This is a genomic window from Streptomyces sp. NBC_01439, from assembly GCF_036227605.1.
Taxonomy (GTDB): domain Bacteria; phylum Actinomycetota; class Actinomycetes; order Streptomycetales; family Streptomycetaceae; genus Streptomyces.
Genome location: NZ_CP109487.1, coordinates 1,720,566 through 1,734,714, shown reverse-complemented (window position 1 = coordinate 1,734,714; position 14,149 = coordinate 1,720,566). Strand labels below are relative to the sequence as shown.

Here is a 14,149-nt window from a genome sequence, read left to right as displayed (position 1 = left end):
TCACTTCCCGTTCCGCGAAGCGGCCGTACGACCGTACGGCCGCCCCCGTCCCGAAAGGCGAACCGCCATGAGCAACCCCTTCGAGAACGACAACGCCACCTACGTCGTGGTCCGCAACGACGAGCTCCAGCACTCCCTGTGGCCCGCGGCCAACCCCGTCCCGGCCGGCTGGACCGTGGTGCACGGCCCCGACGGCCGGCAGGCCTGCCTGGACCACGTCGAGCGGGTCTGGACCGACATGCGCCCCGCCTCCCTGGTGGCCGCCCTCGCCGGGAACGCGCCCCGTGGCTGAGCCCGTCCGCCCCACCGGGCAGTCGGCCGACACCGGCGGAGACACCGACACGGGCGCCGACCCCGTACGCATCCTGCGCACCCTCTTCGCCGAGGTCCTCGGCCGCGCCGACGTCGGCGCGGGCCACAGCTTCACCGGGCTCGGCGGCGACAGCATCCAGGCGATCCAGGTCGTCAGCCGCGCCCGCGCGGCGGGCCTCGTCGTCAGCACCCGCGACGTGCTCCGTGCCGAGAGCGTGAGCGCGCTCGCCGCTACCGCCCTCGCCCAGGGCCGGCCGGGCGAGGGCGCCGGACCGCTCGTGCCCCCGCGCCGCCTGGGCCCGCTGGCACCCACCCCCATCATGGGCTGGCTCGCCGAACTCGGCGGCCCCGTCGACACGTACAACCAGTCGCTCGTCCTGCGCACCCCGCCGGGCTTCGGGCAGGCGGACGCCGAACGCACCGTCCAGGCCCTCCTCGACACCCACGAGATGCTCCGCCTGCGGCTGCCCGACGGGATCGGGGCCCACGGCGCCGAGCCGCTCGTACCGCCCGCCGGCTCCGTCGCCGCGGCGGACCTGCTGGACCACGTGGACGCCCGCGGGACGGGCGACGCAGAACTCCCCGCCCTGACCCGGGAGCGGATGCGAGCGGCCCGTCGGCTGCTCGCGCCCCGCGCGGGCCACATGCTGCGCGCCGTACTCCTCGACCGGGGAGCCGGACAGCAAGGACGCCTCGCGCTCGTCGTCCACCACCTCGTGGTCGACGGCGTCTCGTGGCGGATCCTCCACGACGACCTGCGGACCTGTGCGGCGGCCCTCGCCGAGGGTCGCGAGCCCGTCCTGGAACCGGCGCACACCCCCTTCGCGCACTGGGCCGACCTCCTGCGCGCGGAGGCCACCTCCGGCCGCCGGAGCGCCGAGGCCGACCGCTGGGCCGCCGCCCTGCAAGAGGCCCCGCAGGCCCTCGCCGGGGTCCGCGCGGCCGGCGGCCTCGACCCCGAAAGCCCGGACAACACCCTCACCCTGACCCTCGGGCCGGACGTGACGGGCCCCTTGCTCACCACCGCGCCCGGACTCGTCAACGGCACCGTCAACGACGTCCTGCTGACCGCCCTGGCCCTCGCCGTCCTCGGCCGGCGCAGCGCCGACGGCCGGGACACGGGTGACACGGAGGGCACCGTCCTCGTGGACGTCGAGGGCCACGGCCGGGAGGACGTCACCGACGGCACCGACCTGTCCCGCACCGTCGGCTGGTTCACCACCGTGTTCCCCGTACGCCTCGCCCTCGGCCGACCCGACCTCGACGAGGCCCGCGCCGGCGGACCCGCGGTCGGCGCGGCCCTGCGCCTGGTCAAGGAGGAACTGCGCGCCGTACCGGACAAGGGCATCGGCTTCGGGCTGCTGCGCCACCTCAACTCCCGTACCGGGCCGGACCTCGCCGCGCGCGGCATTCCCCAGATCGGCTTCAACTACCTCGGCCGGTTCCCGATGGGCGGCGACGCCCCCTGGGACGCCGCGCCCGGGCACGCCTTCGCCCTCGACGACGCCGACGAAGGCCTGCCGATGGCCCACGCCGTGGAGGTCAACGCGGCCGCCCACGAGGGCCCGGACGGCCTCACCCTCAGCGCCACCTGGACCTGGGCGGGCAACGCCTTCCCGGGGAGTTGGGTTCACGACCTCGCGCAGGAGTGGTTCACCATGCTGCGCGCCGTCGTCACCCACGCCGCCCGCCCGGACGCCGGCGGGTTGACCCCTTCCGACGTGTCCCTCGCCCAGGTCAGCCAGGCCGACCTCGACACCTTCGAATCCCAGCTCGGAGCCCTGCTGTGATCCCTCTGTCCCACGCCCAGCAGCGATTGTGGTTCCACGCCCGGGACGGCGCCGACGGCGCGCTCTACCACATCCCCGTCGGGCTGCGGCTGCGCGGCGCCCTCGACCGCCCCGCCCTGGAGGCCGCGCTCGCGGACGTGAGCGGCCGCCACGAGGCCCTGCGCACCGTCTTCCCCGACGCGGCGGGCCGCCCCCACCAGCGCGTCCTGGACCCCGCGGACGCCGTCCCGGTGCTCACCGTCACCGTCTGCCCGCCCGCCGAGCGCGCCGGGCGGGCGGCGGAGGCCTCGTCCCGGCCCTTCGACCTCGCCGCCGAACCGCCCCTGCGCGCCGACCTGTTCACCGACGGGGATGAGGACCACTACCTGCTCCTGGTCCTGCACCACATCGCGGGCGACGGCCACTCCGTGAACGTCCTCGTCCGCGACCTGGCCGCCGCCTACACCGCCCGGTGCTCCGGCCGCCCGCCCGAGTGGCCCGAACTGCCCGTCCAGTACCCGGACTACGCCCTGTGGCAGCGCGAACTCCTCGGCCCGGCCCAGGACCCCGACTCCCTGCACGCCCGGCTGCTCACCCACTGGGCGGCCGCCCTGGACGGCCTGCCCGAGGAACTGGCCCTGCCCGCCGACCGGCCGCGCCCGGCCGTGGCCGGCCACCGGGGTGCAACTGTGGAGGCACGGACCGACGCCGCCGTCCACGCCGGGCTCGCCGCGCTGGCCCGGGGCGGCCGCGCCACGCCGTTCATGGCCGTCCAGGCGGCCTTCGCGGTCCTGCTCACCCGCCTCGGCGCCGGCACCGACCTGCCGCTCGGCTGCCCCGTCGACGGCCGCGACGACGAAGCCCTCACCGACCTCGTGGGCCTCTTCGTCAACACCCTGATCGTGCGCGCCGACACCTCCGGCGACCCCGCCTTCACGGAGGTGCTGGGCCGGGTGCGGTCCGCCGCCCTCGAGACGTACGCCCACCAGGAACTGCCCTTCGAATCGCTCGTCGAACGCCTCAACCCGGCCCGCTCGTCCGCCCGGCACCCGCTCTTCCAGGTCGCCGTCTCCGCCCAGCGCACCGAGCCGCAGGTCCCCGCCTTCGCGGGGCTGGCCGCGGAGGTGGAGGCGGTACGCACCGACACCGCCAAATTCGACCTCACCCTGGAGGTCGAGGAGCTCCACGACCCGGCCACCGGAGCACCCCGGGGCCTGGCCCTCGGTCTGGAGTACGCGAGCGACCTGTTCGACGAGGCCACGGCCCGGCGCCTCCTGGACCGGCTCGTCCACCTCATCGGCGCCGTCGTCCGCGAACCGGGAACACCGATCTCCGCCCTCGACGTCCTGCTGCCCGGGGAGCGCGCCGACCTCCTGGAGCACTGGCAGGGCGCACCCGTCGCCGCCGACGACCGCACCGTCCACGCGGCCTTCGCGGAACGGGCCGCCGCCCACCCCGACCGCGCCGCCGTGCTCTGCGCCGGTCGGGAGACCACGTACGCCGAACTGGACGCCCTGGCCGACCAGATCGCCGGACGGCTGCACGCCCTCGGCGTCCGCCCGGGCGAGGCCGTCGCCGTACTGATGGACCGCTCGGCCGACCTCGTCGCCGCCTGCCTCGGCATCCTCAAGGCGGGCGCCGCCTACCTGCCGCTGGACGCGCGGGCCCCGCGCGCCCGCACCGAGGCCGTGATCACCGCGGCCGCAGCCGCCGTCCTCGTCACCGACCTCCCGGACGGCGAGCCCGTGCCGGCAGGTCCGCGCCACGTGCTGCGCCCGGACGCGGCCCCCACCGACGCGGCCGTGGCCGGCGCGCCGGCCGGGCTCCCCGGGCATCCCGAGGCGCTCGCCTACCTGATGTACACCTCCGGCTCCACGGGCACCCCCAAGGGCGTGGCCGTCTCCCACCGCGAGGTCGTCGCCCTCGCCACCGACGGGCGCTGGCGCGGCGGCGCGCACGAGCGGGTCCTGTTCCGCTCCCCGCACGCCTTCGACGCCTCCACCTACGAAATGTGGGTGCCGCTCCTGAACGGCGGCCTGGTCGTCGTCGCGCCGCCCGGCGAGCTCGACGTCGACGCGCTGGCCCGGCTGATGACCGAGGAGAAGGTCACCGGAACCTTCCTCACCGCCACCCTCTTCAACGTCCTCGCCGACCGCTGCCTGCCCGCCCTCGGCACGCTGCACGAGGTGATGACCGGTGGCGAGGCCGCCTCGCCGTCCATGGTTCGCCGGGTCCGCGAGGCCTGCCCCCGCACCACCGTCACCAACGCCTACGGCCCCACCGAGACCACCACCTTCGCCGCGACCTTCGCCGTCGGCCCGGGCCAGGAGGCCCCCGACGGGCAGGTCCCCATCGGCCGGCCGCTCGACGGCACGCAGCTCCACGTCCTGGACGAGCGGCTCGGCCTCGTGGCACCCGGCGTCATCGGCGAGCTCTACATCGCCGGCGCCGGACTCGCCCAGGGCTACCTCGGCCGGGCCGCGCTGACCGCCGAACGCTTCGTCGCCTGCCCGTACGGCCCCCCGGGCGCCCGCATGTACCGCACCGGCGACCTGGCCCGCTGGAACACCGACGGCCAGGTCGAGTACCTCGGCCGCGCCGACCGGCAGGTCAAGATCCGCGGACTGCGCATCGAACCCGGCGAGATCGAGCACGCCCTCGCCGGCCACCCGGCGGTGGGCCAGGCCGCCGTCACCGTCGTGGACACGGCCGCCGGACCCGCGCTCGCGGGCTACGCGGTTCCCGCCGAGGGAACCCCCGCACCCGACCCGCGGGAACTGCGCGAACACCTGCGCGCCCGGCTCCCCGACTACATGGTGCCCGCCACCCTCACCCTGCTGGACGCCTTCCCCGTGACGGCCAACGGCAAGACCGACCTGACCGCCCTGCCCGCGCCGGACCCGGCCACGGCCGGCACCGCAGCGGCCCACCAGGAGCCGCGCACCGACGACGAGCGCGCCCTGTGTGCGATCTGGGAACAGGTCCTCGGCCTGCCGCGGATCGGCGTCCACGACAGCTTCTTCGACCTCGGCGGCCACTCCCTGCTCGCCACCCAACTGCTCGCCGAGGTCACGGCGCGGTTCGGAGCCGCCGTCGGCATCCGCCAGCTCTTCACTGGCCCCACCGTCGCCGAACTGGCCGCCGCCCTGCCCGCCGCCGCGGCCGCCGGCGCCGAGGACCCGCCGATCGTCCGCCGGGCCCGCCGCACCCAGACCGCCTGACCACCGAAGGAACACGACCGTGAACCACCCGCCGTCCGCCCCCGCCCCCGTTGCCGCACCCGCCGCGCGCTCCCTGGTCGAGGACGTCCTGCCGCTCTCCCCGCTCCAGGACGGCATCCTCTTCCACGCCCTCTTCGACGAGGAGGAACGCGACGTCTACGTCGCCCAGCTGCTCCTCGACCTCGACGGCCCCCTCGACGCCGACCGGCTGCGCGCCGCCGCCGACACCGTCCTGGGACGGCACGCCAACCTCCGCGCCGGCTTCCTGCGCCGCGCCACGGGCGAGCCCGCCCAGGTCGTCCAGCGCGGCGTACGGGCCCCCTGGCAGGAGCTGGACCTCTCCGGGCTCGCCGCGGTCGAGCGCGCCGCCGCCGTCGACACCCTCCTCGCCGAGGACCGGGCCACCCGCTTCGACCTCGCCCGCCCGCCGCTGCTGCGCTTCACCCTCATCCGCACCGGTCCGCTCTCCCACCGGCTGCTGCTGACCTACCACCACATCCTGATGGACGGCTGGTCCTGGCCGGTGCTGGTGCGCGAACTCCTCGCCCTGCACCACGCCGACGACGCGCCCCTGGGCCCGGTCACCCCGTACTCCGCCTTCCTGGGCCGCCTCCAGAGCCGCGACACGACCGCCGCCCAGGACGCCTGGACCCGCGCGCTGGACGGCCTGGCGGGCGGAACCCGCACCGCGCCCGTGTCCCCGCCGCCCGGCTCGGTCCTGCCCGACCGCGTGGAGACGTACCTCCCCGAGTCCCTGACCGAGCGGCTCGGCGGCCTCGCGCGCGGCCACCGGATCACCTCCGGAACCCTGCTCCAGGGCGCGTGGGCGCTCCTGCTCGGCCGGCAGATCCGCTCCGAGGACGTGGTCTTCGGCGCCATCGTCAGCGGCCGCGACCCCGAACTGCCCGGCGTCGCCGACATCGTGGGCCTGTGCATCAACACCGTGCCGGTCCGCGTGCGGATCGACCCCGCGGAGTCCCTCGTCGCCCTGTTCGAACGGCTCCAGGACGAGCAGGCGCGGCTGATCGACCACCACCACCTGGGCCTGGTCGAGATCCAGCGGCTCGCCGGGGCGGGGGAGCTCTTCGACTCCTGCGTCGCCTTCCAGAACTACCCGGTCGACGAGGCCGGCCTGGCCGCCCTCGGCGCGGGCGGGCTCCGGGTCACCGGAGTGGACCCGTACGACGCCGCCCACTACCCGCTCTCGCTGACCGCCATCCCCGGCGACCGGCTGCGCCTGCAGATCGACTACCGGCCGGACGTCTTCGAACGGGACACCGCCCAGGCCCTGTTGGAACGGCTCGCCCGGCTCCTGGAAGCCGTCGCAGAGGACCCGTCGTGCCCGGTGGGCACCGTGGACCTGCTCTCCCCGGCCGAACGCCACCGCGTCCTGGTCGAATGGAACGACACCGCGCGCGACGAGCAGTACGCGGAGGCCGTCGAGCGCGTCCGGCAGCAGGCCGAGCGCCGCCCCGACGCCGTCGCCACCACCGACGAGGCCGGCCGCGAGCTGAGCTACGCGGCCCTCGTCGCCCGCGCCGACGCCCTCTCCCTGGCCCTCCTCGCCGACGGCGTGCGCCCCGGCGACCTGGTCGCGGTGCTGAGCGAGCCCACCGCCCGGGTCCCCGTCGCGATGCTCGGCATCCTGGGCTCCGGAGCGGCCTACGTCCCCCTCGACCCCGAGGGCCCCGTCACCCGTACCGCCGACCTGCTCGCGAGCGGCGGGATCGCCCGCCTGCTGGCCGCCCCCGAACAGCGCGCCCGCGCCGAGGAGATCGCCGCCGCCGTCCCCGGCGGCCTGCCCGTCCTGGTCATCGACGACGAGGCCGCCGCCGCCCCGGGCGAGCGGCCGGAGCCGGCCGGCGGACCGGACGCCCTCGCCTACGTCTGCTTCACCTCGGGCTCCACCGGCAAGCCCAAGGGCGCCATGGTCCACCGCCGGGGCATGAACAACCACCTCCTGGCCAAGGTCGAGGACCTCGGCCTCGGCGACGGCGACCGCGTGGTGATGAACGCCCCGCTCACCTTCGACATCTCCGTGTGGCAGATGCTCGCCCCGCTGATCACCGGCGGACAGGTCCACCTGGTCACCCGGGACACCGCCCGCGACCCGGCCGCCCTCTTCGACGACGCCGCCCGCCGCGGGATCACGGTCCTGGAGACCGTGCCCTCCTTCGTGCGCGCCGCCGTCGACCTGTGGGACACCGGTGCGCTGCCGCCGGCCCTGCCCGAACTGCGCTGGTTCATCGTCAACGGCGAGGTGCTGCCGCCCGAACTGTGCACCCGCTGGTACGCGCGCCACCCGAAGGCCGCGATCGTCAACGCCTACGGCCTCACCGAATGCTCCGACGACAACACCCACGCCTTCATCGGCCCCGACGTGCACGCCCAGTTGGAGCACGGCCGGCTGCCCGTCGGCCGCCCGCTGCGCAACAACACCCTCTACCTGTTGGACGCCGCGCTCGCCCCCGTACCGCCCGGCGTGCCCGGCGAACTCTTCATCGGCGGTACCGGCGTGGGCCCCGGCTACCTGCGCGACCCGCGCCGCTCCAGCGAGCGCTACGTCCCCGACCCATTCAGCGCCGAACCGGGCAGCCGCATGTACCGCACCGGCGACCTCGCCCGGATGCGGGCCGACGGCCAGCTCGACTTCCTCGGCCGCCAGGACCACCAGGTCAAGGTCCGCGGCAACCGCATCGAACTGGGCGAGGTGGAGACCGCGCTGCGCGCCGTACCGGGCGTCGGCGAGGCCGTCGTCGCCGTCGACCGAGACCACGCGGGCCAGCAGCGGCTCATCTGCTACTTCACCGGCACGCCCACCGCCGAGGAGGTCCGCACCGAACTGGGTCGGAGCCTGCCCAACTACATGGTCCCGTCGCTGTTCCTGCACCTGCCGCAGTTCCCGCTGACCGTCAACGGCAAGTTGGACCGCAAGGCGCTCCCCGACCCGGCCACCGTGCACCGGCCGGCCGGCCGGCTGCCCGCCACGCCCGCAGAAAAGACGGTCTGCGAGATCTTCGCCTCCGTCCTCGGCCTCCAGGAGGCGGGCATGGACGACGACTTCTTCGCCCACGGCGGCCACTCGCTGCTCGCCACCCGGCTGGCCGGGCGCATCGGCACGGAGCTGGGCGTACGACTGGGCATCCGCGACCTCTTCGAGACGCCCACCCCCGCCGGCATCGCCGCCCGCCTGGCCGGGGCCGCTACCGCACCCGCCCGCCCCGCCCTGCGCCCCCGCCCCCGCGACCGGGCCTGACCGGACGTGACCGCGCGTTCAGACGGCCCGAAGGCTCCTGAACGCGCGGTCACGCACCGCGCCCCACGAAGAGCCCGCCCGCACCTCCCAGGAGACACCACCACCATGAGCCCCACCGAGACCACCCCCGTGCCCCTGCGCATCGCGCACCGGGCCGGGCTCACACCCGAGGCCATCGCGGTCCGCGCGCCCGAAGGGGAGCTGACGTACCGCCAGTTCGACCGGCGGGCGCGCGCGGTGGCCGAGGAACTGCGCGCCGCCGGCGCCGGGCCGGAGGACACCGTGCTCCTGGGGGTGCGCCGGGGCGCCCACTGGGCGGTGGGGCTGCTGGGGATCTGGTACGCGGGAGCGGCCCCCCTCCTGGTGGACCTCGACGCCCCCGACGAGCGGCTGCGCACCCTGCTGCGGGCCGCCGGGACCCGGCACGCGGTCGCGCAGGACACCCACGCGGCGGCGATGCTGCAACGCCGCACCGGGAGCGAGCTGTTCTGGGCCTCCACCTCGACCGCGGCGCCCGCCTCCGAGGCCCGGCCCGCCGGCATCGCGCCCGGCTCCCTCGCCTACGTGCTCTTCACCTCCGGCTCCACCGGGCAGCCCAAGCCCGTGGCGGTCGGCCACGCCGGACTCGCCGCACAGGTCGCCACCCTCGCCGGACGCTACGGGTTGACCGCGGGGGACGCGGTCCTGCAGTTCGCCGCCCCCGCCTTCGACGTCAGCCTGGAGGAGGCCCTGCCCACCTGGTGCACGGGCGGCACGGCCGTCTTCGTCAAGGACAACGTCCTCTCGCCCGCCGAACTGGAGCCGTTCCTCGACGCGGAGCGGATCAGCGTCGTCAACCTGCCCACCCCGTACTGGTCGCAATGGGCCAAGGACCTGGAGCGCGCCCCCCGGCCGCTGCCGTCCGCACTGCGCCGCGTGGTGATCGGCAGCGACGCGGGCCGCACCGCGGACCTGACGCGCTGGACGGCCGCCGACCACCCCCCGGTGATCAGCTGCTACGGCCTCACCGAGTCCACGATCACCGCCACCTCCTACGAGCCGGGACCGGCCGAACTGGCCGGCTTCGCGGGCGACGAGCTGATCCCGCTCGGCGCACCGCTGGCCGGCGTGCGCGCCTACGTCCTCGACGAGGAGCTGCGCGAGGCGCCCCCCGGCGCCGCGGGCGAGCTCTACCTGGCGGGTTCCTGCCTGGCGCGCGGCTACCACGGCCGGCCGGGGCTGACCTCCGAGCGGTTCGTCGCCGACCCCTTCACCGACGCCCCGGGCGAGCGCATGTACCGCACGGGCGACCGCGTCACCCGCGCGCCCGGCGGCCCGCTCGTCTTCCTCGGCCGCGCCGACGACCAGGTCAAGATCCGCGGCCACCGGGTCGAACTCAAGGAGGTGGAGGCGGCCGTGGCCACCCACCCCGACGTCGTCGACGTGGTCGCCCGCGCCGCCCGGGCGGCCGACGGCCCGCAGCTGGTCGCCTGGGCCGCCGTCACCCCCGGCAGCTCCCTCACCCCGGACGCCCTGCGCCGGCACCTTCTGGCCAAGGTGCCGGGGTACCTCGTACCGGCCGTGGTGACACTGATGGACCGGCTGCCACGGACCCCGGGCGGCAAGCTCGACCCCAGGGCGCTCCCCGCGCCGGACCCCCGATGAATCAGCAGCCCGCGGACCCGGTCCGCGACCAGACAAGGAACGCACCCGTGTCCGTCACCACCGAAGAGTCCGCCGAGCCGGCGGGGTCCGCCGAGTCCGTCCAGGCCGTCCAGCGCCGCCGGCGCAGGGACTTCCGGCTCTTCATGTCCTCGCACATCTGCAACGAGCTGGGCGGCAGCATCACATACGTGGCCCTGCCGCTGATGGCGGTGCTCACCCTCGACGCCTCGGCGTGGCAGGCAGGACTGCTGTCCGCCGCGGAACACGCGGCGTTCCTGCTGCTGGGACTGCCCGCCGGGGCCTGGGTGGACCGGATGCGCAAGCGTCGCGTGATGATGGCCGCCGACCTGGCGCGCGCCGTCCTGCTGACGGCGCTGCCGGTGGCCTACCTGCTGGACCTGCACTCGATGCCGCTGCTGTACGCGGTCGCCCTGCTGCTCGGCTGCGCCCGGCTGTTCGGGGACGTCGCCGACCAGAGCTATCTGCCGACCCTCATCGGCAAGGACACCCTGATCGCGGGGAACTCGAAGCTGGAGACCGTGCGGTCGGGGGCGGAGTTCGCCGGCCCCGGCATCGCCGGCTTCCTGGTGCAACTGCTGGGCGCGGCCGGAACGCTGGCCGGGCAGGCGGTCACCTCACTGGTGTCCGTGGTGCTGCTGGGGCGGATCGAGGCCCGGGAGCCGAAGCCGGAACCCGCCCCGCGCCGGCACCTGCTGCGCGACATCCGGGAGGGCCTGGGCTACGTCCTCAGCCACCGGATCCTGCGGCTGATCGCCCTGAACACGGCTGCCGTGAACCTGTTCCTCAGTGCGGTGATGGCCATCGAGGTGCTCTTCCTGACCCGCACCGTGGGGCTGCCGCCCGCGGCCATCGGCTGGGTGCTGACGACGGCCACGATCGGCTCGGTGCTCGCGGCCACCGCCGCGGACCGGGTGACCCGGGCCGTCGGCGCGGCCCGGCTCACGTGGCTGTCCCTGTTGGTGACCATGCCCTTCGGGCTGCTGCTCCCGCTCGCCGAAGACGACTGGCGGATCGGGCTGTTCGTGCTCGGCTCGCTCGTCCAGTCGGCCGGCGTCACCCTGTACAACATCTGCCAGGTCACCTACCGGCAGACGGTCTGCCCGCCGCACCTGCTCGGCCGGATGACGGCCACCATGCGCTTCCTGGTGTGGGGCGTACTGCCCCTGAGCGGTCTGCTGGCGGGGCTCCTCGGCGAACTGCTGGGCGTGCGCAACGCGCTGTGGCTGTGCGCCGGGGCCCTGTCGGCGGCCCCGCTGGTCCTGCTCTGTTCCCCGCTGCGGCGGATGCGCGAGTTCGAGGACGATGCCCCGGAGGTGGGGAACGAGGTCGGGGCCGAGGCCTCGCGGCCGGCTCAGTAGCCCATGCGGAAGGCGATGTGGGTGAGCTGGGTCCGGTTCACCGCGCCGGTCTTGCTGCGCAGCCGGCGCAGGTAGGTGTCGACCGTGTGCGGGCTCAGTCCCATCCGGCAGGCGATCATCCGGTACGTGTCCCCCTGCGCGAGGTAGGCGAGCACCTCCTGCTCGCGGGGGGTCAGGGCGGGCAGCTCCGGTGCGCGGGCGGTGAGCGTGGTGTGCAGCATGTGAGGCTCCGGATTCCGGATCGAAGGTGGAGAGGAGCAGCGGGGCCGGCGCCCCCGGTGACGGTGCGATCACTTGGGGTGTGATCGCACCGTTTCGGACGTCCGGGGCCTGAAGTGGCCGGACACCCGCTGCTGTTCGTCGGGTACAGCCTTTCGCCCTGCATATCCTGGCGCCAGGGGGCGGGCACCTCACCAAAGTGCCTGGCAGTAAAGCGACCAGGGGCAAAAAAGGCAAAGTGGGGCAATGCAAACATCTGACGTGGTGCCGGATCCGAACAGCGCTGATGTTGACATCGATGTCTACGGCTGGGTGCTCGAGCACCGCACGGTGGACGTGGACGCGGTGGCCGTCGGTACGGGGCACGACGCGGACGAGGTCCGGAGCAGCGTGTCACGCCTGCGCGCCGCACGTCTGCTGCACGTGAGCCCGATCGACCCGTCGGTGGCCTTCGCGGTGGCCCCGGACACGGCCGCCGAGCAGCTCGTCGCGCCCCTGGAGGCGCAGATCCGCGAGCAGCAGCGGGAGATCAGCGGGATCCGCGAGGACCTGGGGCGCTTCCTGCCGCACTACCTGGGCCGCCGCTCCACGGGGGAGTCGCTGGAGGTCCTGGAAAGCCTGGAGGACGTGCGCGGGGCACTCAACCGGGCCTCCCTCAACTGCACCACCGAGATGCTCAGCTCGCAGCCCGGGGGCGGCAGCAGGGTGCCGGAGGCGATGCAGGAGGCGCTGCGGCGGGACGAGACGATGCTCCAGCGGGGGATATCGATCCGCACCCTCTACCACCACACCGCCCGCTTCAACGGGCCGAGCCAGGCCTACGTCGCCGCCACCTCCGTGCTGGGGGCGCAGTACCGCACCGCGCACGAGCTGTTCGGCCGGCTCATCGCCTTCGACCGGGAACTGGCCTTCATACCCGTCTCCGACGGCAGCTGGGGCGCCGTGGTCATACGCGAGCCGTCGACCGTCGCGTACCTGTGCAACATCTTCGACCAGACCTGGGACCTGGCCTCGCCGTTCTCGGCCGCGGCGGGCCAGGGGCTCGAAGAGGTGGCCCGCGAGATCCACGAGACGATCATTCGGCTGCTCGCGGCCGGGCTGAAGGACGAGGCCATAGCGCGGCGCCTGGGCATGTCGCTGCGCACGGCCCGGCGCCACATCGCCGACATCATGCAGGAGCTGGGTGCGGGCAGCCGGTTCCAGGCCGGTGTGGCCGCCGCCGCGCGCGGCCTGCTGGACCTGGAGGCGGAGGCGGACGACGCCCCGGTACAGCCCTCCTGACCTGGTGTCACGCGTTTTCGTGTCTGTCGTGGCCGGCGGGCGTGTCGCATGCTGCTGAGATGGGAGCTGTGGAGCCGCCGAACAAGAGGGGCACGTAATGGACATGCCGGACGAAGCCTGCGAACGGGAGGCCCCGCACCTGCGGGAGATCGTCCTGTTCCTCTCGGTCCACCTGGACCGGGCGCCGGGTGTGCTGTGGCCCGAGTACGACAACCCGGCGTTCGGCGATGCCGATGACGCCGATGATGCGGAGGGAGCCGAGGGCGCCGGGGCGAGTCCGACGGGTGGTGGTGTGTGCCCGGCGCAGGTGGACCGGTTCACCGCCGAACTGGCCTCCCTGACCGGTCTGTCCGTCCGGCTGGACCGGGTGGAGACGGCCGGGGCCGCCCCGGGCGTCGGTGTCGACGCGGTCTGGACCGGACAGCCCGGGGACCGGGAGCACCTGCTGATCCACCAGATCGCCGGCGCCGTGACGTGGCAGCTGACCGGGACCGGCGAGAGCGGTCGACCGGAGTCCTTCCAGTGCCGGCTACTGCCCGGCGAGCTGTTGTACGTACCGGCCCGGTGGTCGCGCAGGTGCGTCGGTGCGCCGCAGGCGCAGTACGCCGTCATCTCCCTCAACGGTGCGGGTGACTGACGGCTCGGTGCACGGAAAGGGGGGAGGGAGGATCGCGCCGCGATCCTCCCTCCCCCCTTTCCGTCCGGCCCTCACGGGCCGGTGCGATCAGCCGCCCCAGGAGCTGTCGTTGATGTCGCGCAGCCGGCCGTTCGTCGTGGTGCCGACCGTCACCACCCGGCCGCTGGGCGTCACGATCTGACCCGGCGTCTGGGTGGTGGCGGTGGTGCCCTCGCCGCCGGTGGTGGTCGTCACGGTGGTCGCGTCCGAGGTGCCGTCGGCGGCCTGAGCGGCGCCGGCGGGCAGCAGCAGCGCGGCCGCGGTCACGGACAGGGCGATGACGTAACGCTTGAGCATGGGATCCCCAGGAGTACGAGCGGTCTGGTCTCGGCGCGAACCACTTTGTGGGCCGTCCGCGCCGGTCGGTGCAGGACCAACCTTGCCGTGCGCCG

At 74.7% G+C, this 14,149-nt stretch carries 10 protein-coding genes; 8 read left to right on the top strand and 2 right to left on the bottom strand.

Annotation, left to right across the window (positions count from 1 at the left end):
- Positions 1-67: 67 nt before the first annotated feature.
- From OG207_RS07660 to OG207_RS07635, 6 genes are all read left to right on the top strand, one after another.
- Entirely contained in the window at positions 68-292 is a 225-nt protein-coding gene (locus OG207_RS07660) for an MbtH family protein (protein ID WP_189741799.1), read from the top strand.
- Positions 285-2,102, top strand: coding sequence for a condensation domain-containing protein (locus OG207_RS07655; RefSeq protein ID WP_329097083.1), 1,818 nt, complete (start codon positions 285-287; stop codon positions 2,100-2,102). The genes OG207_RS07660 and OG207_RS07655 overlap by 8 nt, the downstream gene beginning before the upstream one ends.
- Positions 2,099-5,302 (top strand): amino acid adenylation domain-containing protein, encoded by a 3,204-nt coding sequence (locus OG207_RS07650; RefSeq protein ID WP_329097081.1) that lies wholly within the window; start codon positions 2,099-2,101, stop codon positions 5,300-5,302. Before OG207_RS07655 ends, OG207_RS07650 begins: the two co-directional genes overlap by 4 nt.
- 19 nt (positions 5,303-5,321) lie before the next feature.
- A complete protein-coding gene (locus OG207_RS07645) occupies positions 5,322-8,558 on the top strand; it encodes a non-ribosomal peptide synthetase (RefSeq protein ID WP_329097079.1) in 3,237 nt (1,078 codons plus the stop codon).
- Positions 8,559-8,663: 105 nt separating this feature from the next.
- A complete protein-coding gene (locus OG207_RS07640) occupies positions 8,664-10,202 on the top strand; it encodes an amino acid adenylation domain-containing protein (protein WP_329097077.1) in 1,539 nt (512 codons plus the stop codon).
- A 47-nt stretch (positions 10,203-10,249) separates the two neighbouring features.
- Positions 10,250-11,581, top strand: a complete 1,332-nt coding sequence (locus tag OG207_RS07635) for an MFS transporter (protein WP_329097075.1) — start codon at positions 10,250-10,252, stop codon at positions 11,579-11,581.
- Here OG207_RS07635 and OG207_RS07630 read toward each other — a convergent pair.
- Entirely contained in the window at positions 11,575-11,802 is a 228-nt protein-coding gene (locus OG207_RS07630) for a response regulator transcription factor (RefSeq protein ID WP_030716619.1), read from the bottom strand. The genes OG207_RS07635 and OG207_RS07630 overlap by 7 nt on opposite strands.
- A gap of 244 nt (positions 11,803-12,046) precedes the next feature.
- On the opposite strand from OG207_RS07630, the gene OG207_RS07625 reads away from it, so the two are divergent.
- Both OG207_RS07625 and OG207_RS07620 read left to right on the top strand, forming a co-directional pair.
- On the top strand, positions 12,047-13,081 hold the full coding sequence (locus tag OG207_RS07625; protein ID WP_329097072.1) for a helix-turn-helix transcriptional regulator: 1,035 nt from the start codon (positions 12,047-12,049) through the stop codon (positions 13,079-13,081).
- A gap of 97 nt (positions 13,082-13,178) precedes the next feature.
- Positions 13,179-13,718 (top strand): hypothetical protein, encoded by a 540-nt coding sequence (locus OG207_RS07620; protein ID WP_329097070.1) that lies wholly within the window; start codon positions 13,179-13,181, stop codon positions 13,716-13,718.
- 87 nt (positions 13,719-13,805) lie between these two features.
- Here OG207_RS07620 and OG207_RS07615 read toward each other — a convergent pair whose 3' ends face one another.
- Positions 13,806-14,054, bottom strand: a complete 249-nt coding sequence (locus OG207_RS07615; protein ID WP_329097068.1) for a hypothetical protein — start codon at positions 14,052-14,054, stop codon at positions 13,806-13,808.
- Positions 14,055-14,149 lie beyond the last annotated feature (95 nt).

What these genes read in the sequence shown, in the direction of transcription:
- OG207_RS07660 (WP_189741799.1), top strand. Translation starts at nt 68, where the DNA reads ATGAGCAACCCCTTCGAGAACGACAACGCCACCTACGTCGTGGTCCGC.
- OG207_RS07640 (WP_329097077.1), top strand. Translation starts at nt 8,664, where the DNA reads ATGAGCCCCACCGAGACCACCCCCGTGCCCCTGCGCATCGCGCACCGG.
- OG207_RS07630 (WP_030716619.1), bottom strand. Translation starts at nt 11,802, where the DNA reads ATGCTGCACACCACGCTCACCGCCCGCGCACCGGAGCTGCCCGCCCTG.
- OG207_RS07625 (WP_329097072.1), top strand. Translation starts at nt 12,047, where the DNA reads ATGCAAACATCTGACGTGGTGCCGGATCCGAACAGCGCTGATGTTGAC.
- OG207_RS07620 (WP_329097070.1), top strand. Translation starts at nt 13,179, where the DNA reads ATGGACATGCCGGACGAAGCCTGCGAACGGGAGGCCCCGCACCTGCGG.
- OG207_RS07615 (WP_329097068.1), bottom strand. Translation starts at nt 14,054, where the DNA reads ATGCTCAAGCGTTACGTCATCGCCCTGTCCGTGACCGCGGCCGCGCTG.